The organism is Microbulbifer sp. 2205BS26-8, assembly GCF_030731025.1.
In the GTDB taxonomy this organism is placed as follows: Bacteria; Pseudomonadota; Gammaproteobacteria; order Pseudomonadales; family Cellvibrionaceae; genus Microbulbifer; species Microbulbifer spongiae.
This window is the reverse complement of sequence record NZ_JAVAMR010000029.1, coordinates 26206-49733: the sequence shown is the minus strand read 5'-3', so window position 1 is coordinate 49733 and position 23528 is coordinate 26206. Positions and strand designations below refer to the sequence as shown.

Here is a 23528-nt window from a genome sequence, read left to right as displayed (position 1 = left end):
AACTGTGCTTGAAGTGGCGCGCATTATAGTCACAATCGCACGCTCGGCAAGCGCTGTACCTGAAAGAAATTCTTTGAAAAATCAAAAGGTTGGCGCAAAAAACTCACCACCACAGTGGGCGGGGGCGCGAACTATACGGACTGTTGTGCTACTGTGCAAGACTTATTTCAGCTATTGCGCAGCCCTCTTCTCTTAGAGGTAGAGGGAAGTAACGAGGCCGCATCCGACCTCCCGACGATCACAAGCCGCGTGAGATCGCACTCCCGCATCACAATGTTAGGGTGCGGCGCCGGGCATTCCAAACAGGAATCCCTGGGACGGTTGCTATTGCCTGTCCTTTGCATTCGCGCGGTCACTCTTTGTGGCGCCACCTGCCGTGGGACGGAATCGGCCCCACAGCCACAATAGTGGGCCCGACAGGGTATACAGTACGGCCAGAGTCAGCAGTACGCCGGCGGGATCGATGGTCACAAGGCTGAAAACCAGTATGACCGCCAGCATCATGACAAAGGGCACCCGCCCCTTGAAGTCCAGGCGCTTGAAGCTTGTATATCGGAAATTTGATACCATCAACAGACCCGCGGCAGCCGTTACCAGCGCGGCTATAACGGCCAGTATCGGGCCCACTTCAACCTCATGACCCGCCCAGACCATGCTGGCCACAATTGCTGCTGCGGTTGGACTGGCGAGTCCAATAAACACCCCCTTATCAACTGTACCCACTTGAGTGTTAAAGCGGGCCAAGCGCAGGGCGGCACAGGCCGCATATAAAAACGCAATTGCCCAGCCAAATTTGCCGAGCGTTTTCAGCGCCCAGCTAAAGGCGACCAGAGCCGGCGCCAAGCCGAAAGACACCATATCCGACAGGGAGTCATACTGCACCCCGAAAGCACTCTGGGTATCGGTAAGGCGTGCCACACGCCCATCCAGACCATCTAGCACCATAGCCACAAAGATTGCGATGGCCGCGGCCTCGAAGTGACTGTTCATACCGGCAACGATGGCGTAGAAACCACTAAAAAGGGCCCCTGTGGTGATCAGGTTCGGCAACAGGTAAACCCCGCGCGCGCGCACTCTTTTGCCGCTTGCGGAAACCTCCTCCTCAATATGCTCATCGACCGGTAAACGAATTTCCTCACTGGACCCGGCTGCTGAGTCAGCGGGCTTCTCTTTATCCCTTTGAACGCTCATAAACTCTCCGCAGGTACATTGGCAACCAGCGAGTGTAACGCCATTGGCCTGTGCGCGCACAGGGCAAAAAAAAACGGCGAGGTCTCCCCGCCGTTTTTTCTGTACCAGGCAAGTCAGCCGCCGCCCTCGCTTCGATCAATAATTTTATTGGCCTTGATCCAAGGCATCATGGCGCGAAGTTTGGTACCCACCCGTTCAATTTCATGCTCGCTGCCAATACGGCGCTCAGCTTTGAGACGGGGTTGACCCGCCTGGGATTCGAGCATGAAGTCCTTGGCGAACCTGCCGGTTTGAATATCTTTCAGAACCCGCTGCATTTCCGCCTTGGTCTGATCGTTGACGATACGCGGCCCAGTGATGTAATCGCCGTACTCAGCGGTATTGGAAATAGAATAGCGCATATCGGCAATACCGCCCTGATACATCAGATCAACAATCAGTTTGAGTTCATGCAGGCATTCGAAGTAGGCCATTTCCGGTGCATAGCCCGCTTCAACCAGTGTTTCAAATCCGGCGGTTACCAAAGCGGAAACACCACCACATAAAACGGCCTGCTCACCGAACAGGTCCGTCTCCGTTTCTTCACGGAAATTGGTTTCGATAATGCCAGAACGGCCGCCGCCATTGGCAGAGGCGTAAGACAGGGCGAGATTCTTGGCCTTACCGGAGGCATCCTGGTAAACCGCAATCAAGGTCGGAACACCGCCGCCCTCAAGATAAGTGGAGCGCACGGTATGGCCAGGCCCCTTGGGGGCGACCATAATTACATCCACATGCTGCGGTGGCTCAATCAACTCAAAGTGCACATTAAAACCGTGGGCAAAAGCCAGGGCGGCACCGGGCTTCAGGTTTGGTGCTATCTGTTCCCTGTAAATACTAGCCTGATATTCATCCGGCGCAAGGATCATTACGACATCCGCGTCCTTCACCGCATCTGGCACCGTGGCCACGCGCAGGCCGGCACTCTCGGCCTTGCTGCGGGAGTTGGAGTCCTTCCGCAGACCGACAACCACACTGGCAACACCAGAGTCCCGGAGATTATTGGCATGGGCATGGCCCTGGGAGCCATAACCGATAATCGCTACATTTTTTTCGCGAATTAAAGAGAGATCACAATCTTTATCGTAATAAACTTGCATAGCTGTATTCCTGTTTCCTGCCATTTATAGACTTAACACTTTCTCACCGCGGGCGATGCCGGAGACACCCGAACGCACCACTTCCATAATGGTGTGCTCACCTAACGCCTGTAGAAATGCATCGAGTTTTTCCCCGGTCCCGGCAACCTGAACGGTATATATGCTGCTATTCACGTCCACGATCTGGCCGCGGAAAATATCAACACTGCGCTTTACCTCATCGCGCTGGGCGCCGTTTGCGCGCACCTTTACCAGCAGCAATTCCCGCTCAATATGTGAGCCTTCGGTGAGATCCACCAGCTTGATCACGTCCACCAGCTTATTCAGGTTTTTTGTAATCTGCTCAATCTTGCGGTCATCACCGATCGTTACCAGAGTGAGGCGCGACAGCGTATTGTCTTCAGTTGGCGCCACGGTGAGACTCTCGATGTTGTATCCACGCTGGGAAAACAGTCCCACCACACGGGACAAGGCACCCGGCTCGTTTTCCATCAAGACTGAAATAATTCTACGCATCGACCTTCCCCTAAGTCCGTTCGGTCTTGCTCAGCCACATATCGCGCATGGAGCCATTTGGCATTACCTGCATCGGATACACGTGTTCGGAGGGATCGACGTACACGTCGATAAACACCGTGCGATCCCTCTCGGCAAAGGCTTCCTGTAGTTTTATATGCAGTTCCTCACGCCGTTCAATCTTCACACCCAGGTGCCCGTAGGCGCCAGCGAGCTTGACGAAATCCGGCAGGGATTCTTCGTAGACACTGTTGGAAAGGCGACCCTCGTACTGCATTTCCTGCCACTGCTTCACCATTCCGAGTGCCTGATTGTTGAGACACAGGATTTTTATCGGCAAGCGATATTGGGTAGCCGTAGACAATTCCTGAATACACATCTGGATGCTGCCCTCGCCCGTGACACACACAACCTCTTTGTCCGGGTGAGCGATTTTCACCCCCAGCGCTGCAGGCAAACCAAAACCCATGGTGCCCAGGCCGCCGGAGTTGATCCATCGCCGGGGCTTGTCAAACAGATAGTATTGAGCGGCGAACATCTGGTGCTGTCCAACGTCGGAGGTGACGAACGCTTCGCCCTCTGTCATATCATAAACTGCACGAATGACTTCCTGGGGCATAATCAGGGCGCCATCGGTCTGGTAGCGCGGTGCTGTGTAGAGACCATGGCGCTCACGCCAGTCGTCTATTTGGCGCCACCAATCCACTATCGCCGACTGGTCCGGTTGCTCCTCAGTGGACTTGAGTATCTCTAGCATTTCACCCAGTACAAATGCCACCGTACCGACAATAGGGATGTCGGCGATAATGGTTTTGGATATTGAGGCGGGGTCCACGTCAATATGGATGATCTTAGCCCCGGGGCAAAACTTGCCCGGGGTATTGGTAACACGATCATCGAAACGCGCCCCCACTGCCAGGATCACATCCGCATGGTGCATGGCGGTGTTGGCCTCGAAAGTCCCATGCATACCGAGCATGCCGAGAAAGCGCCTATCGCTGCCGGGGAAGGCACCGAGCCCCATCAGGGTATTGGTCACCGGGTAATTCAGGCGCCTTGCCAACTCGGCCAGCAGGACTGCGCCCCCACCCTGCACCACGCCGCCCCCGGCATAAATCACCGGGCGGCGCGCCGACAACAGCAGGGCCACCGCCTTGCGGATCTGGCCAGCGTGCCCCTTACCCGCCGGGGTATAGGAGCGCATGCGCAGCTTTTCAGGATAGTGATAAGGGAAACGTTCCGACGGGTTGGTCACGTCTTTGGGGATATCGATCACCACCGGGCCGGGCCGGCCGGTACGGGCGATATAAAACGCCTTTTTCACCACCTCTGGAATGTCTTCTGCGTTTTTGACCAGGAAACTGTGCTTCACCACCGGGCGTGAACAGCCCACCATATCGGTTTCCTGAAAGGCATCCTCACCGATCTTATCCCTGGGCACCTGGCCCGATATCACCACCATAGGAATAGAATCCATGCAGGCAGTGGCGATTCCAGTAATGGCATTGGTGGCACCCGGACCGGAAGTCACGAGCACTACGCCCACCCTGCCGGTAGAACGGGCATAACCGTCCGCAGCGTGAGTAGCACCCTGCTCGTGACGCACCAGTATGTGTTTGATCGACTTCTGTCGAAAAATGGCATCGTAGATATGCAGGGCCGAACCGCCCGGATACCCAAAAAGCAGATCGACCCCCTCATCCTGCAGCGCGCGAACCAACATATCGCCGCCGGAAAGTAATTCCACTTGCGTCTCCTCAATTTCCTCGCCTGATAGGATATTTATCACCAAAAACCCGATTATCTATCTTCATAAAAGAATGTCGGGCGGCAATTATAGGGGCAAACCGGGATAAATATCATCCTTTTGTGGGCTTGCATGCTGATTTTTAGGATGGACAAATCGGATACAGCCATCACTCAGTCCAAAAGGGACACCCCGGTGGCCGGCGCCAATGCGACACCATGATCCGCCAATGGATTGCAGCAACTCCCCGTGCAGGGGGGAACCTTCGGCTAGCAGGAATGACCGATTCCAACAGTTGACCCTGGCGGTCAATCGGTATACGAATCAAAATGTTAAAAGCGTTGCAGGAAAATCTGCCGATACCGGTACAATGCAACAGATAGGGCAGTATAGAACCAAAGGGGGAGTTCAATGCGCATCGCGCTCGCAATACTATTTTCCAGCCTGGCACTGACCGCACAGGCCAACGGTATCTACAAGTGGGTGGATGAAAACGGTGTGGTGCACTTCGGCGAGCAACCGCCCAATAATGCCGACGTGGAAGTGATCAAGAAGCCCAAATCCGAGCGCTACAAGCAATGGGAAGCTGGGCAGCAGTCGGCACTGGCTGCAGAGGAACCCAAAGCGCTGACCCCCAAGCACACAACTGAGAAAAAGCCGGCAGGCCAACCCGAGCGACAATCTGTACAAGTGGAAAAGGAGATTGCCCGGGCTGAAGCGGCTGCAAGGGCGCAGCGTTGTCAGGCATCCCGGAAAACCCTGAAGACATTGACCAGCCACGCGCGTGTGCGGGAGATGGACGAGAGTGGCAACCTGCGTATGCTGGGAGAGGATGAGCGGCAGCAGCGCATCGCCCAGGAGCAGCAAAGCATCCGCAAAAACTGCTAGGGCGCCGCTTATTGCCCGCCTTGGCTTTCCCAGTCATAAGCACTTTCCCGGGGTGTAGCGGAAAATGTACCCCCCAAAACTATACGAAACCAAGACTCTCTATAAAATCGTGCCTTTGGGTTTGGCAATACAATGGACCAAAACGCTCAGCACGCGTTTCGTGCCTTTGCACAGATTGGCCCCGGCTTGACACCCCCTTTATGAATCTGTGCCTCCGCCTGCTCGCTGCAATATCCGGGGTCCATCCCCAGCCCTGCAACCTAAAAGGCCGGTGTTCCCTGCCAGCCAGAGCCCGATTCTACCCAGAGAACTGCGGGTGCAGCACGCTCCCTGTTCAACCGGGTGCAAATCGCCTTACCCCGGTCAATCCCACAGCAACAAAATCCGTAAGACCGGTTCAACACCCGGGGGGCCTGTCTCCAGCAAGTTCCCCGCGTTAGCTTCTTCGGCTTGGGCTGTCTGCCCTAACGGCATAATCGCGACCCAGATACAAATACATGGCCGGTACTACAAACAGTGTGAACAGCGTTCCGATAGTCATGCCCGTGGCGATCACCAGGCCCATGGCAAAACGGGCCCCCCCACCGGGGCCCGAGGCAATCAATAAAGGCACCATAGCCAGTACCAGTGATGCCGTTGTCATCAAAACCGGGCGCAGGCGAATTGAGGTGGCCCGTTCAATCGCCGCGCGCTTGTCCACCCCACCCATTTGCAACCTGTTGGCAAATTCAACAATCAAAATACCGTGCTTGGAGATGACCCCAATCAGGGTCACCAGCCCCACTTGGGTATAGATATTCAGCGTGGTCAATCCGAGACTGACAAAAATCATGGCACCACTGACGCTCATGGGGACAGTGACCAACATAATCAAAGGGTCGCGCCAGGATTCAAACTGCGCTGCCAGAACCAGATAAATCACAACCAGCGCAAAGAAGAAAGTCGTCACCAAAGCCGAACCTTCCGACTGAAACTGACGCGACTGGCCGGAGTAATCCACCGAGTACTCCGCTGGCAGTATTGCACTGGCGGCATCTTCCAGCACAGAGAGTGCTTCGCCCAGAGTGATATCGGAACGCGGCACCCCGGAAATGGTGACCGCATTGAGTTGCTGAAAGCGCTTCAACTGCTGGGGCTCCACCGTTTCCCTTAATGTTACCAGGGTACTGACCGGAACGAGATCGCCGTTAATTGCACGAATATAGTACTGCCCCAACTGTTGCGCAGCCAAACGATCAACGCGCTCCACCTGGGGAATCACCTTGTAGCTGCGGTTGTCCAGAGAGAATCGATTGATATAGGCGCCGGAGAGCATCGCGCCCAGATCGCGGCTCAGGTCCACCATTTCCACACCCATAGTGGCCGCTTTGTCGCGGTCGATTTCAATAACCACTTTGGGTTTGTCAATCTTCAGATCTGAGTCGAGAAAGATAAACTTTTTGCTTTCCAGTGCCCGGGACATAATCTCACTGGCAACATAAGCCAGGTTTTCCACGGGCTCAGCGGCACCGACTACAAATTCCACTGGCAGCTGCCCGCCCGCAGTCGGCAGGCTCGGCGGTACTACCACAGCAACTTTCAGACCTGCAATTTGCTGCACATCTTTACTGATCAGTACCTGCATTTGTTCTGTATCCTGATCACGCTTTTTCCAGGGGGCCAGCACAAAGCCCGCTGTGGCATTGTTGACTCTACTGCTGAAGGTGCCGGAACCATTCAAGAGAAACAAGTTATCCACTGCGCTGTAACGCTCGGCAATATCATTGAGCTGCCCGCTATACTGCTCGACATAATCCAGAGTCGCATAGGGGTCTGCGGTAGAGATGGTGAGTACAAGCCCGCGATCCTCCGTGGGCTCCAGCTCCCTCGGTGAGGTGACGAACAGGAAATAGCAACTCGTCAACACAATCAAGCCAAAAACCAGAATAACCCGGCGCTCATCCAGTGCATTGTGCAGGCGTTTCTCAAAGCCTGCTTGCAGGCGCCCGAACTGGCGCTCCAGCCAGGTTTCCAGGCGGGTACCACCGCCATCGTGGGGCTTGAGGATTCTGGACGCCATCATTGGCGACAGGGTCAGCGCCACCACACCGGACAGCAGTACGGCGCCAGCCAGAGAGAAAGCAAATTCAATAAAGAGGATACCGGTAAGCCCACCGAGAAACCCGATGGGGATATACACCGCAATCAGCGTGGTGGTCATTGCAACCACGGGCCAAGCCAGTTCACGCGCACCGACAATGGCCGCCTCACGGGGTGACAGCCCCTCCTCAATATGTCGATACACGTTTTCCAAAACGATAATCGCATCGTCCACCACGATACCAATGGCCAACACCATACTGAGCAACGTCAGCAGGTTGATAGAAAAACCCATCAACAACATCAAAAAAAGTGCGCCGACCAAGGATAGAGGCAATGCGATTGCCGGTATCAGCACACTGCGTACAGAGCCGAGAAACAGGTAGATCACTGCAATCACAATCAACACGGCTTCGACGATGGTTTGCACTACCTCGGCAATGGCGTCCTGAATATATTCGGTGCTGTCATAGGGAATTTCCCCCAATATGCCCTTGGGCAGTTGTGGAAAGATTTCTTTTTCCAGTTTCAGCCTGACCCGCTTGATTACATCCAGGGAATTCGCATTGGGTGCCACCTCAATGGCAATAAAAGTGGCGGTCTGGCCATTGAAAGTCACCGAACTGTCGTAGGACTCGGCACCCAGTTCAATCTCAGCCACATCACCGAGACGCACCAGCTGATCGCCGGTGGCACGCACCACCAACTGGCGAAAATCCATTTGCCGGGCAATATCCGTATCCGCACGTATCTCCATGGCCACCCGCGAGCTCTTGGTTGCCCCCACAGCGGACAGCACATTATTGTCGCGCAGCGCGTTGGCCACATCCGCAGGTGTCACCTCCAATGCCGCCATCTCTTTGGGATTCAGCCACGCGCGCATGGCGAAAGTACTGTTGCCAAGCAGGCGGGCACGCTGCACACCGGCAATGCTCGCCAGCTTGGGCTGTACCACCCGGGTCAGGTAATCTGTGATCTGGTTGTTGGCGAGAATATTTGAAGAGAACGACAGGTACATAGCCGCAGTGGTCTCCCCCTGCTGCATTTCCACACTGGAATCCTCGGACTCCTCGGGGAGATCACTGCGCAGTTTATTAACCTTGGCAACAACCTGAGTCAACACTTCATTGGGGTCGTAGTCAAAGCGCACATAGGCGCGGATGGTAGAGAGGCCCTGCACACTGGTGGACACCATATAGTCAATGCCATCGGCAGTGGCAATTTCCTGCTCCAGAGGTGTGGTGATAAACCCTTGTACGAGACCGGAGTCAGCGCCCACATACTCGGTGGAAACCGTAATCACTGCATTTTCCAACTCGGGATACTGGCGTACATTGAGTTCCGTAATGGAGCGCAGCCCCAGCAGAAAAATAAACAGGCTGAGCACTGAAGCCAGCACCGGTTTGCGAATAAAAATCTCTGTAAAGTTCACCGGCGCACCCAGTGCTGGTCAACTGTTGTCAGGCTTGGGGTCAGGGTTATCCGGCGGCTTATTTTCATTGTTGATAATTGCCGGCCCACCATTGCGCAATTTCAGCAGGCCACTGCTGGCAACCACATCCCCCTGCAGCAAGCCCTGCACGATTTCCACCAGATCGCCACGCTCTTCGCCGGTTTTGACAAACCGTTTGTTGGCAACCATCTCACCACTCTGCGCATCCTTCTCCAGCACAAAAACGGACACACCATAAGACGCAAAAACCAGGGCAGTGCGCGGTACCACGAGTACCTGACGACTCGCATCCACCAATACCGCCACCTGGGCGAACATGCCGGGGCGCAAGTGTTTTTTGGGGTTGTTAAGGGTTGCCTGTATCAGGAAGTTGCGGGTGGTATTATCCACTTGGGGATCTACTGCAGTAATTTTCCCATGGTAGGTATTTCCGGGGAATGCATCGGTAGTCAGGACAACCGCAATACCCGGTTTCACCATGGAGTAGGCCTGCTCGGGCAGAGAAAAATCAACAAAGATAGGGTCCAGTTGCTGTAGTGACACAACCGCTTCCCCCGGGCTGACATTCTGACCCAGATCGATACGGCGAATCCCCAGTACACCGCTAAATGGGGCCACTACTCTGCGCTGATCGACTCTGGCGCGCTGCACTTCAATATTGGCAACCACCTGGTCCAGTGTACTGCGCGCGCTGTCCAGATCCGCTTCCGTAGTAACCCCGCGTTTTGTGAGAGTGTCAATGCGTGCAAAATTACGCCGAGCGAGACGTAATTCCGCATCCAGCACCTGTAACTGGGCTTTTTCCGGCTCGGCAAAAATTTCTGCCAGCAGATCCCCCTTGTGTGCATATTGGCCGGACTTGAAATGGATGGCACTGACAACCCCCTCGGCTTCGGTGGTGACTTCCACGCCATTGATGGCCCGGACAGTGCCGACCCCACTTAAATCCTCACGCCAAGATTGTATTGTTGCCGTCGTGGAAGTCACGGTGGCCGCCGGCAGGGGCATGGTATCGAGAAACTGATTCATCATGTACCAGCCAAAAAATTTGAAAGCAAAAATGCCGCCGAACAACACCAGACATCCCAGCAGCATCAACCCCATGCGTTTGCTAATAATTTGCCCTCGACCACTAACTCACGAATGTTTCCGACAAACCAGTTCCGAATGTTGAGAAAACGCTGCCCGAACCTGAACGGGCTACAAGATTCAGTTTACGAATAAATCAAGACGCACGCCGTTAAACCCCTATACATTTCCGCACAGAAGCCGCATCAATAGATTTATGAAGATTATTGCGCTTGCCAGCCACAAAATAGAGGAAACGCCAGCACCCGCTGGCGTCTCTTATTCACTCTGCAACCCCAACGACACAGACAACCGCTGGGGTTCACCATGGGACTGTCGACCCCGCTCAGAGGGACATCTGTAGACTCCACCGGGCACTGATGTCCCGGGGCGGTACCCTGCGACAGGCGCCGGGAACCCCCTTTGGTCACTCCCGGAGGCGCTTGGCAAGATTAACGGAATACAGCTTGGCCACCCTCTATATCGGCCTGGATGGTAGCGCCGGGCACGAATTTTCCCGCCAGTACATCCTGCGCCAGAGGGTTTTCCAACCAGACCTGTATGGCGCGCTTGAGTGGGCGCGCACCATACACCGGGTCAAATCCCACTTCCGCCAGTTTATCCAGCAGGGCCTCGGACACTTCCAGTTTCAAATCGCGCTCACTGAGGCGGCGGCACAGTTGACTTAGCTGGATTTCCGCAATGGCGCGCACCTCTGCTTTGTCGAGGGGGTGGAATACCACAACCTCGTCAACGCGATTAATAAACTCGGGGCGGAAATGATCGCCCACGACCTCCATAACCGCATTTTTCATCTGGCGATAGCGAATTTCAGCATCCAGGTCGTCACCTTCTTCCGCCGAGGCCATCTTCTGGATTAAATCCGAACCCAGATTCGAGGTCATTACCACCACGGTGTTGCGAAAGTCCACTGTATGCCCCTGGCCATCGGTCAGGCGGCCATCGTCGAGTACCTGCAAGAGGATATTAAAAACATCCGGATGTGCTTTTTCCACTTCGTCGAGCAGCACCACGGAATAGGGTCTGCGCCGCACCGCTTCGGTCAGATACCCCCCCTCTTCATACCCCACATACCCCGGGGGTGCACCGATCAGGCGGGCGACTGAGTGTTTCTCCATAAACTCCGACATATCAATACGTACCATGGCGTCTTCGGTATCAAAGAGAAATTGCGCCAGGGCCTTGCAGAGTTCCGTCTTGCCGACACCGGTTGGACCGAGGAAGAGAAAAGAGCCGTTCGGGCGATTCGGGTCTGCCAGGCCGGCACGGGAGCGACGGACGGCATTGGCAACCGCCTCTACGGCTTCCCCCTGCCCAATTACACGTGTGTGTAATGCCTCCTCCATGCGCAGCAGCTTTTCCCGCTCGCCTTCCAGCATTTTTGCAACGGGAATACCGGTCCAGCGGGAAACCACCTCCGCCACCTCCTCATCGGTAACGCGGTTGCGCAACAGGCGAGGCTCCTCTGCAGCCTCGGTAGTGGCGGCTGAATTCAACTGTTGTTCCAACTGGGGAATCACTCCGTACTGGAGTTCCGACATTCGGGTGAGATCACCGGCCCGGCGCGCCGATTCCATGTCCAGCCTGGCCTGTTCGAGCTTTTCTTTCAGGTCGTGACTGCCGGCGAGCTGCGCCTTTTCCGCCTTCCACACCTCCTCGAGGTCGGCGTACTCTTTCTCCAACTGCAGGATTTCCTCCTCCAACTTGGCCAGGCGTTTCTGCGTGGCCTCATCGTCCTTATCTTTTTTTACCGCTTCCCGCTCGATTTTCAGCTGGATCAGACGGCGCTCCAGCTTATCCATCGCCTCCGGCTTGGAATCAATTTCCATACGGATACGGCTGGCCGCTTCGTCGATCAAATCAATGGCCTTATCCGGCAACTGTCGATCGGTGATATAGCGCTGAGACAATTTCGTTGCAGCAATAATCGCAGAGTCTGTGATATCAACGCCATGGTGGACCTCGTAGCGTTCTTTCAGACCGCGCAGGATCGCAATGGTGTCCTCTTCCGTGGGCTCGTCCACCAATACTTTCTGGAAGCGGCGCTCCAGAGCCGCATCTTTCTCAATGTACTGGCGGTATTCGTCCAGGGTGGTGGCACCGACACAGTGCAGCTCTCCCCGAGCCAGGGCCGGTTTGAGCATATTGCCCGCATCCATGGCGCCCTCCGCCTTCCCCGCGCCGACCATGGTATGCAGTTCATCGATAAACAGGATAATGCGCCCCTCCTGCTTGGACAGTTCATTGAGCACGGCTTTCAGGCGCTCTTCAAACTCCCCACGGAACTTGGCTCCGGCGAGCAGTGCACCCAGATCCAGGGACAGCAGGCGCTTGTCCTTAAGTCCTTCTGGCACCTCGCCATTCACGATGCGTTGCGCAAGGCCTTCCACAATTGCGGTTTTACCCACACCGGGCTCTCCGATCAGCACGGGATTGTTTTTGGTGCGGCGCTGTAATACCTGTATGGTGCGGCGAATTTCGTCATCTCGCCCAATCACCGGGTCCAGCTTGCCCGCCAGGGCGCGCTCGGTCAGATCGAGTGTGTACTTGTCCAGGGCCTGGCGCGCCTCTTCGGCATTGGGGTCATCGACTGTTTCACTGCCGCGCACTTTCTGAATCGCTGCCTCCAACTGCTTCAGGTCTCCATTGGCTTTCAGGATTTTGGAAATCTCTCCCGCGGCGGAGTCAAAGGCTGCAATCAGTACCGTCTCACTGGATATAAAACTGTCGCCGTTTTGCTGTGCTTTTTTATCGGTGAGATTCATCAGTCTCACCAGTTCCTGGGACATGCCCACATCGCCAGTTGGGGCGCTGACCGTCGGCAAGTTGTCCAGCCTTTTGGCCAGATCATTGCGTAGGCCACTGAGATTAAAACCCGCCTGGGACAGGAACGCCGGGACACTGCCGTTGTTTTGATTGAGCAGCGCGAGAATCAAGTGCTCCGGGTATATCTGGTTGTGGTCGCGGCCAATCGCCAGGGATTGCGCGTCAGCAAAGGCAGCCTGCAGCGGGTTTGTCATTCGGTCTATTCGCATGAATGAAACCTCTCCTACTCGGTGTTTGATGAGGCACTGCTAAAGTGATGCCATTTTGGCGCCACGCCTTCAGTGTAGTGTTGGGAAGTAAAATAGGGGCAGGGAAAAAGTTTTCAATGATTTCAATCAACGTGAGAACATTTCCGCAGGAGTGCAAGACAGCCGGTGAGTTTATCGTTGCTTTTCCACTCTTTGCACCAGTGAAGCCCCTTGCGTTACCCGGACTTCGCCCCCATTTCAAAAGACCCACTGCGGGATAGTGCTTGGCTGCGATTGCTCAAGCACTGCAACTCCACTCTCGGCGCCCCTACAGGCCCCTTTCAATACCAGGGGTACCTAGCGAGGGTGATCCGCCAGCCAGATCAAAGTAGCCATGCGGCCGGTGGTCTTCTCTCTTCGATAGGAAAAGAACTGATCGGGCTCACCTACCGTACAATACGTCCCCGCGTAAATAGCCTCGACACCGAGCGCCATAAGCTCTGCGCGGGCCAGGGCATAGATATCAGCGAGAAAATGCAGGGGCTTTTGTCTATGGGGGCGAAAGCACTGGGCGATGGCCCGGGTATGGGCAACACTCTGAGCATTGTCAAAGAAGGCCTCCAAGACCTCGACCCCCGTTTCGAAGGCGTCGGGCCCAATTGCCGGACCGAGCCATACCAATAAATCTGCCGGGTCACAATCGAGCGCAATAACCGTATTGCGCAGAACCCCGTTAGCCAGCCCGCGCCAGCCTGCATGCGCCGCTGCCACTCTGGTACCCGCCTTGTCGCAGACGAGCACCGGCAGACAGTCAGCAGTGAGTACCGCGCAGACAGTGCCCGTGCGCAAACTGAAACTGGCGTCCGCAGTGCGCACCAGGGCATCGTTACGGGCTTCGACTATCCTGTCGCTGTGGATCTGCTCCAGCCACTGGGGTACAGCCGGCAGCTGCATTTCATCGCACAACTGTCGGCGATTGGCAGCCACGGCGGACTCCTCGTCCCCCACATGGGTGGCGAGGTTGAACGAAGCGAAGGCGCCACTACTGTACCCGCCACTTCGCAGACTGGTGACGGCGCGTACAGATGGCACAGCCGGCCATGAGGGAATCAGGTAGTGTCCACGGGGCATGGGTATATCCAGCTTTTGCCTTTCACATTTTCCAGAGACAAACGGGGCCGACACCACTGGACCGGACCCGCCTGAATGAACACTCGATGCGTTAGATGCTGCCCGCACCGAGTAAGTCGAGCAGGTCCAGCATATCCGCAGGCATGGGCGCATACCAGTGCATTTCCTCGCTACTAAGCGGGTGCACCAGGGCCAGCTCTGCGGCGTGCAAGGCCTGCCGGGGGAACTGCTGCAGGGCCTGGACCAGTGCTGCAGATGCCCCCGGTGGCAGCTTGGACCGGCCCCCGTAGAGTGGATCGCCCACCAGTGGATGTCGGATATGGGCCATATGCACACGGATCTGGTGGGTGCGCCCGGTTTCCAGTTGGCAGCGCAGTAGTGTATGGGCAGGGAAACGTCGCTGTACCCGGTAGTGGGTAATGGCCTCCTTGCCGCCAACGTTCACAACCGCCATTTTCAGGCGATTCTGGCGGTGGCGGCCGATGGGAGCATCGACACACCCGGCCCCGGTGATGTAGCCCTGAACCAGGGCATCATACCGGCGACTGACCGTTCTCCGTTTTAACTGGTCCACCAGGCGTGCCTGGGCCGGCAGGGTTTTGGCGATGACCATCAAGCCGCTGGTGTCCTTGTCCAGGCGGTGCACTATCCCGGCACGGGGTATGTTCTGCAGGTGTGGACAGTGGTGCAGCAGACCATTTAGCAGGGTGCCATCGGGATTACCGGCAGCGGGGTGGACGACCAGTCCGGCAGGTTTGTTGATGACGAGCAGGCTATTGTCTTCATAGACAATAGCCAGATCCAGGGGCTGAGCGCGCCAGGCGCCCTGGGCTTCCAGTTCTGCCCGCAGGCTGAGATGCTCACCGCCGGACAGCTTGTCTCTGGGCCTGGCGGGGGCGCCATTGAGCCTTAACTGGCCCCCTCTGATCCAGGATTGCAGGCGCGCACGGGAATAATCGGGAATTAATTCGGCTGCTACCTGGTCTAATCTTCGACCAGCCATATTGGCCGGAACTTCAATATCGACTTTCAGGGGGTCATTCATCAAGCAATTGCAAATACTTTGGGCAGCCCCGCGACTGTGGTTAAATGTCCGGCGCGCCAGGTTGATCTTGGTGGATAGTTTAATAAGGTAGAGTGTGAGAATGATAGAGCGAAGGGCTATGCAGACCTGGAAAATGCTGTGGCTGGCCTTGGTATCCGCGATACTGGTTGCCTGCGCCAGCACTGACGATTCTGAAGAGGGTCTGCCCACCGGCAGTCGCACCGAACAGGCGTTCTACGAAGCGGCGCAGCGACAGCTCAGGACCGGCCAGTGGGATCTGGCGGTCAGGAACCTGCGCGCACTGGAGGATAATTTCCCCTTTGGCAACTATGCCGAACAGGCCCAACTGGAGCTGATCTACGCCTACTACCGCAACTATGAGAACGATGCGGCCATCGCCGCTGCAGACCGCTTTATCCGTCTGCACCCGCAACATCGCAATGTGGACTACGCCTACTATATGAAAGGGCTATCCTCCTTTACGGAAGGCGCGGGTCTATTTGAACGTTTCCTGCCCACCGACATGACCCGTCGCGACCCCGGCTCCGCGCGGGAATCCTTCGCCTACTTCTCCCAGCTTATGGCCCGTTATCCCGAGAGCCGCTACGCTGTGGACGCGCAAAAGCGCATGATCCATCTGCGCAACCTGCTGGCGCGCTATGAAATTCACGTGGCCAATTACTACTTCAAGCGCGGCGCCTACCTCGCGGCTGCCAACCGGGGCCGCTACGTTGTGGAAAACTTTCAGCAAACTCCCGCGGTGCCGGACGCCCTCGCGGTGATGGTACAGGGTTACCACCTTCTGGAAATGCCGGAGCTGGAAGCCAACGCCCTCAGTGTTTTGCGCAACAATTACCCGAATCACCCTGCGTTCAACACAGATGGCACATTCAACTACAACTACTACAAGGGCGCCGCAGGCCGCAGTATCGTGCACCGCGCCACCCTTGGGCTATTTGAGAAATCCGACCCCCGCGGTTTTGACAGCCGCGAGCTGTACAATCCCGAGTACAACCGGGACGAGACTCCCCTGCCCCCGGAGTTGCTGTAAACCACACAATCGTACACGGCGCCACCGAGCGCCTTGTCTACCCCCGACAGGCCGCTATTCGCCGGCCTTCCAGCCATTGGTAATGGGATAGCGGCGATCCCGCCCAAATCCCCGCTCCGATATTCTCACACCCACCGCGGCCTGTCGGCGCTTGTACTCATTGCGGGCTACCAGGTGCACGACCCGCTCCACAACTGCTCGCTCGAAACCACAGCGAATAATCTCCTCTGCACTGCAGTCGCGATCCACGTACAGGTTGAGAATCTGATCCAATACCTCATAGGGCGGCAGGGTGTCGGAATCTATCTGGTCCGGGGCCAGCTCGGCGCTTGGCGGGCGGGTGATCACCGTCTCCGGAATGACCTTCGATAGGGTATTGCGATAGCGGGACAACTCAAACACCAGCACTTTGGGCACGTCTTTCAGGGCATTGAAACCCCCGACCATATCACCGTAGAGGGTGGCGTAGCCAACCGCCATTTCACTCTTGTTACCGGTGGTGAGCACCATTGCACCCTTCTTGTTGGAAATGGCCATCAACAGCACACCACGGGTGCGGGCCTGCAGATTTTCTTCTGTGGCATCCCGCTCGCTGCCGGCGAACTCCTGCGCCAAAGCCCCCATAAAGGCATCGAAGATGGGCTCGATACCGATTTCCCGGTAATGCACGCCGAGACGCCGGGCCTGGTCGGCAGCATCGCTCTTGCTCAGGTCCGAGGTATAGCGAAAAGGCATCATTACCGCCTCCACCCGCTCCTTGCCCAGTGCATCCACCGCAACAGCCAGGGTCAGGGCAGAGTCAATGCCCCCGGAAAGGCCCAATACCACCCCTTTGAAACCATTTTTGTTCACATAATCTCGCACCCCAAGTACCAGGGCCTGGTAGACAGATGCCAGATCACCCAGTGGTGGCGCAATGTCACCCTGCAGTGAGGCAACCCTGCCGTCCTGCTGGGAAATGGTTACCGGGAGTAACTGCTCCGAGAATTCCACCGCCCGTGCGCACACCTTGCCCCGGGCATCCACAACCAGTGAACCGCCGTCAAAAACCAGTTCATCCTGGCCACCGCACCAGTTGACATAGGCAATGGGAACCTGCCCCGCTCGCGCCTGCCTGGCCAACAACGCCAGACGCTGATGGGCCTTGCCGCGGTGGAAAGGCGAGGCATTGATATTCAGCATCAACCGTGCCCCCGCCGCTACCGTCTGCTGCAGGGGTTCGGGGTGCCAGATATCTTCACAAATGCTGATCCCAAGAGGCACGCCCTTGACCTCCACCACACAGGGTACCTCGCCATGGGTAAAATAGCGCCTCTCATCAAACACCTGGTAATTGGGGAGTTTTTGTTTGGCATATTCGGCCACCAGCGCACCGTCGACAATCAAACCCGCTGTATTGAACAGTTTGCCCTCCCGCTGCCAGGGATAACCCACAAGAATGGCGCAGGGGAGATTTGCCGCTTTCAACTGTGCCAACGCCACTTCGATGCGCTTTTGCATACTGGGACGCAGGAGCAGATCCTCCGGTGAATAACCACATAATGTCAGTTCGGGAAACAGGACCAACTCAGCACCGAATTCCCGATGGGCCCTGCGCGCAACCTCAATCACACTGGCGGTATTGCCGGGAATATCCCCCACCGAGGAATTGATTTGTGCCAGCACTAGTTGCAAAGTAGACATTATTGAACCTCGGGCAATACGGGTCGCTATTGTAACTCCTGTAGAGCCACAGGAACCCACTCCAATAACAATAACGGGCATCCACTTTGAGCACTCCCCCCGTCGGCAGCAAAGCAGCACCCCTTCAGCACCGTCAACTCCTGCGTATTTGCGCAGTCTATCGCCTGGCCATCGCCCTGGTCCTACTGGGGGTTTTCTACTCAGACCTGGGCGCAGGCGCGCTGGGCGGATTCTCGCCTGCTCTGTTTCTCTATACCCTGGTTGTGTACACCCTGCTCAATTTTGGCTGGTTGGTTTTTTTGCGCAAGAGCGCCTATCGAGCGCGACGCACGCAGATCGGGATGATGCTTGGCAGTGATATTCTCGCCTTTTTGCTGCTGATCGAAGCCAGCGGCGGCCTCAATTCGGGCCTCGGCTACCTGCTGCTCATCAACTGCTCGATCGGCTCCATTCTCCTGGATAGGCGCATGGGTGCCTTTTTTGCTGCCATCGCCAGCCTCGGTGTCATCGGCCTGCAACTGTTCAACCTGATGTCGGGGCGAGGAACAACACAGGACATTGTTGCCGCCGGGGGTCTCGGCCTGTTACTTTTCGCCACTGTCAGCGCTTTGCAATACTTGTCCGCACGCATCCGCAGCGCAAACCTGCGTGCTGAATTACAAAGTCGGCAGGCGGCGCATCTGCAGCGCCTGGCCGAGCAGATTATTGAACGTATGGATACCGGCGTTCTGGTACTGGGAACGTCCGGCAAGCCGGAACTGATCAATCAGGCTGCAGAGCGGCTACTGGGCCCGCAGTTGCAAGCAGACAAAACGCCGCCCGACGGCTTGTGCTGCTCTATTGGCGCATGGCGCAGCAAAAAAACTCCCGGCCATGCTCTGCTACAAGGGGAAAATGGCGTTGAGCTGCACCTCAATTTTGCCGACCTTCGGCACGAAAGCGGCAGCAGCACTCTGGTTTTCGTCGAGGATAACCGCAAGCTGACCGAGGCCGCCCAGAAATTAAAGCTCGCTTCCCTGGGGCACCTGACAGCCTCTATCGCCCACGAGGTGCGCAACCCCCTCGCGGCCATCAGCCACGCAGCCCAGCTCCTGTCAGAGTCCTCCCTTCTGAGCCAGGAAGAACGCCATCTGACCGATATCATCTGCCGACAGAGCCAGCGGGTGAATCAGATTATTGAAAATGTGATGCAGCTATCGCGCCGCCGTGCCGGAGATCCCCAGGAGTACGACCTGACTGCCTGGCTGGAACAGTTTATTCAGGACTTCCGTGCCGGCGCTACCGGCGGCGACGAAATTGAGCTGGAGCTGCCCGAAGCGCCGCTCAGAACCCGCTTTGACGCTGCGCAAATGGCCCAGGTGGTCACCAACCTCACGGAAAATGCCCTGCACCACTCCCAGATTGCCACGGGCAGGCGCCACGCGGCAATCTGCGCTTACTACAATCCACAACGGGACTGTACCCAGCTGGATATCAAAGATAGTGGCCCGGGTGTACCAGAGGCACACCGCTCGCAGATTTTTGAACCATTTTTCACCACAGGGAACAAAGGCAGCGGGCTGGGCCTCTACATCGCCCGGGAATTGTGTGAAGCGAATAAAACCAACCTCTACCACTGCCGCAGCGCGGACAATAAGAGCTGTTTCAGGATTGAATTTGTACACGCATTTAGTGTAAGTTGATTTCGCTCAGGAATTCCTTTCAAAATACGGGGGATTATGAGCAAAGAATTTCCGTTATAAGCAACCTACGGCATCCTTGCCAGCACGATTAACAAAACAAAAAAGGCCGAGCATTGATGCTACCTCTGGCCCTGGTTGTCGATGATGAACCGGATATCTGTGAACTCCTCTCCCTGACTCTGCAGAGGATGGGGGTGGACTGCCACAGTGCAGCCAATCTCTCAGAGGCAAAGCGCCTTCTGATCAACAACCGCTATGACTTTTGTCTCACCGATTTACGCCTCCCCGATGGCGATGGGTTGCAGCTGGTGGAGTACATTCAAAGCGGTGTCCACCGGGATGTCCCCGTTGCCGTCATCACCGCCCATGGCAATATGGATACCGCTATCAAGGCACTGAAACTCGGTGCTTTCGATTTTGTCAGCAAACCTGTGGATCTGGAGCACCTGCGCACCTTGGTCCAGTTGGCGCTGCGCCTGGATCAAAACCGCCACCGCCCAAAGGTTAAAGACGCAGACCAGCTGCTGCTGGGGGAAGCCGAAAACATGCGCAAACTGCGCGAGCAGATTGCCAAAGTCACCCGCAGTGATGCCCCGGTTTATATCAGCGGGGAGTCTGGCTGCGGAAAAGAATTGGCGGCCCGCGCCATCCACGCCCAAGGTGCTCGCGCCGATAAACCCTTTGTACCTATCAACTGCGGCGCCATCCCGGCTGAGCTGATGGAAAGTGAGTTTTTCGGTCACAAAAAGGGCAGTTTTACCGGTGCCCATAAAAACAATCCAGGACTCATGCAAAGCGCACAGGGAGGCACCCTATTTCTGGATGAGGTCGCCGATCTCCCGCTGGATATGCAGGTAAAACTGCTGCGCGCCATTCAAGAGAAATGTGTACGCCCCATTGGTGCCAGCCGGGAGGTCTCCATTGACGTGCGCATCTTGAGCGCAACCCATAAAGACCTCGGCAGAGCAGTGAGCGAGGGGCGTTTTCGCAGCGACCTCTACTACCGTATCAATGTGATTGAAATCTCGATCCCTCCCCTGCGCGAGCGCACCGAAGACATCCCGTTACTTGCCGAAGTGATTATGCAACGCATCGCCTCTCACGCCGGGCTTGCCTCCCCGAAACTCAGCCCCAGCGCGCTCTCGACACTGCAGCAATACCCGTTTCCCGGCAATGTTCGCCAGTTGGAGAATATTCTAGAGCGGGCCCTGACACTGTGTGACAAGCAGGAAATCCGCAGCGACGACCTGCTACTGGCGCAGGATGGGCAACCATTCGAACATGACGTTCCCCCTGCCCAAGCCAACAGGCGTGAAGCCCAAAACCCGGGCCATTTCGATCCCAGTCAATATGCCTCCCTGGACGAATTTCTGCACAGTATTGAGAAAGAGGCGATTGAAAATGCCCTGCTAAAAACCCGCTGGAACCGCACGGCAGCAGCGCAGAAACTGGGGATCAGTTTCAGGTCGTTGCGGTATCGGCTGAAAAAGCTCGGGTTGGAGAGTTAATCCGTATCCGGTGGTGGGCACATACACAGGCGCCGAGCGGATGATACTCCCGCTCACTCCTATGGATTGGCGGATTAATACGCCATAGGAAGGTATACCACTGCGCAAAGGGCCAGGGGTACCCTTGAACTCCACAGCGCTCACTGCTATCCCCTGCACCTTGCAAAGCGCGACGTGTCACCCCTTCACCGGCTATGACAGTTGGCGGCCTAACCTTCCAATTAGTCGTCTCCCTGATATTGACCGCCAGTATGTTCTTTATTTCACCATACCTCTGGGTCCCAGCCCCTGAAAACGGGCAAAAAGAGGGGTTTTTACGCCACTTTACCACTATTTGCGTAGGCAAGTTTGCCCTCTGCTTATGCCATACTCCTGTAGATCTACCCAATACAATTTCATATTGTACATTGCTTTCTGTGCCATGAAGTAAAAAGGCGTCGCTGTAGTGTTGAATATAGGGCCGGAGAAAGCTCTGTTCCTTTCACGTAACGCCAAGGAATCCATTAAAGTTGTAGGGGCGCTGGTGATCACCTACGGAATCGCCCTGAGCCTTAACTGGGACAAACCTTATTGGGCGGGGTTTGCCGTTGCCGTGTGCAGCCAGATCAATCTCGGTCAATCCCTAAGCCGCGTCCTTATGCGGGTCTTCGGTACGCTGCTTGCCCTGCTGGCTGGCTGGACCATTTTCGCCGTGTTTCCTCAGGATCGCTGGCTGTTTATGGTCAGTCTCTCCCTTTGGATTGGCGCTTGTATTTACTTTTTGCAAAGATCCCGCTACGAGTATTATTGGATCGTCAGTGCCTTTGTTACTCTCGTTCTTTGGAATGCCACCGGCGGCGATTTTACACTGTCGTTTGAAAAAGGGATTTTTCGTATACAGGAAACGGTTTTGGGGGTTGTTATCTACAGTCTTGTCGCTGTGCTGATATGGCCCAATCGCAGCCGGCGGAAACTGGATACAGCATCGACCACACTGGCTGCCGCTCAACACCGGTTTGGTACCCGCTGCTTTGCATAATTATACAGTCAAGAAAAAGCAAAAGATCTTTCCCACCATCAACGGAGGGCGCTAAGTTCTGGTTGTCCGTGCTCACCGAACTGAAGAACCGCGGTCTGGAAGATATCCTGATCGCCTGTGTAGACGAGCTAAAAGGCTTTCCAGAAGCCATTGCTGCAGAATACCCTGAGGCTAAGGTTCAGCTGTGCATCGTGCACATGGTGCGGAACTCGCTGAAATACGTCTCCTGGAAGGATTACAAGGCGGTTACGGCTGACCTGAAGGAAATCTATACTGCGGTCACAGAAGCGGCTGCACAGGTGGAGCGAGACCATTTCGCGGAGAAGTGGGATGACACCTACCCGCAGATTAGCAAGTCTTGGGCCACGCACTGGCCAAACTTGATTACGCTGTTTGAGTATCCGCCGGAGATCCGCAAGGTGATCTATACCACCAACGCTATTGAGTCTCTGAACAGCGTCATTCGCAAGGCCACGAAGCAGCGCAAGGTGTTCCCTACTGACGACGCCGCGATGAAGGTGGTGTACCTGGCTATGCAGGCTGCTTCAAAAAAATGGACGATGCCAATCCGTAACTGGCAGCCAGCTCTAAACCGCTTTATGATCGAGTTCAGTGGTCCACTCGCCGACTACCAATAAGCAACTGGTAGGAGCGGTTACACAGAATTATTTACACTCTCTAGTCAGCAGCTCACCCACCGCCGGCGCCTTTTATTGTTCCCCAACCAGTGCAAACCCATCAGAAACATTCATAGAGTCCCAACGTATCGCTTGTGCCCGTTACTACTGGAGGTTTTATACACACCATTCTACCCCGATACTGTCCGCCATCACAAAACGCTCTTTCCACACACCTGGAAATCCTAGTAAAAACCTCTTCGGTATCCCGGTAGCCAGGACAAGTGAACTCTCCCAGCTTTTCCAAACTTAAACTGGCAGTCCGCAATCTTTGCAATTACTTTGCGAGGCCAACGGCCAAAAACCCGATCGACCTTGTGGTGAATGCTCTGTTGTAGGTAGTGTTGAATCGTTAACTGCATGTTGATATCAACTTTTCACTTATACCCAGTCTGTAACCTGCGTCTTTCTAGCGGGAACACACCCCTCTGGCCAAACGCATGGTATGGTTGTACTTTTCAGCGGCCAGACGTTATGATCGTCACAGGATGGCAGTCAATCTATTCCTGGAGAATCTGCAACTACTCCCTTCTTGCCCGGGTTGAGTACAGGAAAAGCCCTTTAAAAGAAAAAGACACCCAGCCCTGATTCATCCCTAGGCACAGCATAATATCAGT

16 protein-coding genes and 1 pseudogene are annotated in these 23528 nt (G+C 55.7%); 7 read left to right on the top strand and 10 right to left on the bottom strand.

All coding sequences use genetic code 11. The annotated features are described in order from the left end of the window. Window positions 1-196: hypothetical protein (locus Q5Y71_RS11135; protein WP_306042232.1), on the top strand; the 196-nt coding region annotated here is incomplete at its 5' end. A 128-nt stretch (window positions 197-324) separates the two neighbouring features. On the opposite strand, the gene pssA is transcribed toward Q5Y71_RS11135, so the two are convergent. From pssA to Q5Y71_RS11115, 4 genes are all read right to left on the bottom strand, one after another. Continuing rightward, the gene (pssA, locus tag Q5Y71_RS11130) at window positions 325-1191 is read right to left on the bottom strand and encodes a CDP-diacylglycerol--serine O-phosphatidyltransferase (RefSeq protein ID WP_306042231.1); all 867 of its coding nucleotides are present in this window, start codon (window positions 1189-1191) and stop codon (window positions 325-327) included. 113 nt (window positions 1192-1304) lie between these two features. Then, a complete protein-coding gene (gene ilvC, locus Q5Y71_RS11125; RefSeq protein WP_306042230.1) occupies window positions 1305-2330 on the bottom strand; it encodes a ketol-acid reductoisomerase in 1026 nt (341 codons plus the stop codon). A gap of 24 nt (window positions 2331-2354) precedes the next feature. After that, window positions 2355-2846 carry an acetolactate synthase small subunit gene (gene ilvN, locus Q5Y71_RS11120; protein ID WP_306042229.1) on the bottom strand — a complete coding sequence of 164 codons (492 nt, stop codon included), beginning with the start codon at window positions 2844-2846 and terminating at the stop codon, window positions 2355-2357. 10 nt (window positions 2847-2856) lie between these two features. Further along, window positions 2857-4593: an acetolactate synthase 3 large subunit gene (locus tag Q5Y71_RS11115; protein ID WP_306042228.1), complete on the bottom strand. Its 1737-nt coding sequence runs from the start codon at window positions 4591-4593 to the stop codon at window positions 2857-2859. Between the two features lie 411 nt (window positions 4594-5004). Between Q5Y71_RS11115 and Q5Y71_RS11110 the strand changes: the two genes are divergently transcribed. Then, on the top strand, window positions 5005-5481 hold the full coding sequence (locus Q5Y71_RS11110; RefSeq protein WP_306042227.1) for a DUF4124 domain-containing protein: 477 nt from the start codon (window positions 5005-5007) through the stop codon (window positions 5479-5481). Between the two features lie 436 nt (window positions 5482-5917). Here Q5Y71_RS11110 and Q5Y71_RS11105 read toward each other — a convergent pair whose 3' ends face one another. The 5 genes from Q5Y71_RS11105 to rluD all read right to left on the bottom strand — a co-directional run bounded on the left by Q5Y71_RS11105 (window position 5918) and on the right by rluD (window position 15292). Next, window positions 5918-8992: an efflux RND transporter permease subunit gene (locus tag Q5Y71_RS11105; protein WP_306042226.1), complete on the bottom strand. Its 3075-nt coding sequence runs from the start codon at window positions 8990-8992 to the stop codon at window positions 5918-5920. Window positions 8993-9010: 18 nt separating this feature from the next. After that, window positions 9011-10117: an efflux RND transporter periplasmic adaptor subunit gene (locus tag Q5Y71_RS11100; RefSeq protein ID WP_306042225.1), complete on the bottom strand. Its 1107-nt coding sequence runs from the start codon at window positions 10115-10117 to the stop codon at window positions 9011-9013. Between the two features lie 416 nt (window positions 10118-10533). After that, entirely contained in the window at window positions 10534-13137 is a 2604-nt protein-coding gene (gene clpB / locus Q5Y71_RS11095; protein WP_306042224.1) for an ATP-dependent chaperone ClpB, read from the bottom strand. A 336-nt stretch (window positions 13138-13473) separates the two neighbouring features. Continuing rightward, entirely contained in the window at window positions 13474-14247 is a 774-nt protein-coding gene (gene pgeF, locus Q5Y71_RS11090; protein ID WP_306042223.1) for a peptidoglycan editing factor PgeF, read from the bottom strand. A gap of 91 nt (window positions 14248-14338) precedes the next feature. Continuing rightward, complete coding sequence (gene rluD / locus Q5Y71_RS11085; RefSeq protein WP_306042222.1) at window positions 14339-15292, bottom strand: 23S rRNA pseudouridine(1911/1915/1917) synthase RluD; 954 nt, start codon at window positions 15290-15292, stop codon at window positions 14339-14341. 100 nt (window positions 15293-15392) lie between these two features. On the opposite strand from rluD, the gene Q5Y71_RS11080 reads away from it, so the two are divergent. Next, a complete protein-coding gene (locus Q5Y71_RS11080) occupies window positions 15393-16343 on the top strand; it encodes an outer membrane protein assembly factor BamD (protein ID WP_301416387.1) in 951 nt (316 codons plus the stop codon). A 54-nt stretch (window positions 16344-16397) separates the two neighbouring features. On the opposite strand, the gene Q5Y71_RS11075 is transcribed toward Q5Y71_RS11080, so the two are convergent. After that, the gene (locus Q5Y71_RS11075; RefSeq protein WP_306042221.1) at window positions 16398-18026 is read right to left on the bottom strand and encodes an NAD+ synthase; all 1629 of its coding nucleotides are present in this window, start codon (window positions 18024-18026) and stop codon (window positions 16398-16400) included. An 86-nt stretch (window positions 18027-18112) separates the two neighbouring features. Here Q5Y71_RS11075 and Q5Y71_RS11070 point away from each other — a divergent pair, with 86 nt between their 5' ends. The 4 genes and pseudogenes from Q5Y71_RS11070 to Q5Y71_RS11055 form a co-directional block, all read left to right on the top strand. Further along, the gene (locus Q5Y71_RS11070) at window positions 18113-19708 is read left to right on the top strand and encodes a PAS domain-containing sensor histidine kinase (RefSeq protein ID WP_306042220.1); all 1596 of its coding nucleotides are present in this window, start codon (window positions 18113-18115) and stop codon (window positions 19706-19708) included. Between the two features lie 116 nt (window positions 19709-19824). Further along, on the top strand, window positions 19825-21216 hold the full coding sequence (locus tag Q5Y71_RS11065; RefSeq protein WP_306042219.1) for a sigma-54 dependent transcriptional regulator: 1392 nt from the start codon (window positions 19825-19827) through the stop codon (window positions 21214-21216). Between the two features lie 445 nt (window positions 21217-21661). Next, window positions 21662-22234 carry an FUSC family protein gene (locus Q5Y71_RS11060; protein ID WP_306042218.1) on the top strand — a complete coding sequence of 191 codons (573 nt, stop codon included), beginning with the start codon at window positions 21662-21664 and terminating at the stop codon, window positions 22232-22234. Window positions 22235-22278: 44 nt separating this feature from the next. Then, a pseudogene (locus tag Q5Y71_RS11055) lies at window positions 22279-22872 on the top strand (IS256 family transposase); the annotation flags it as partial. Between the last annotated feature and the right edge of the window lie 656 nt (window positions 22873-23528).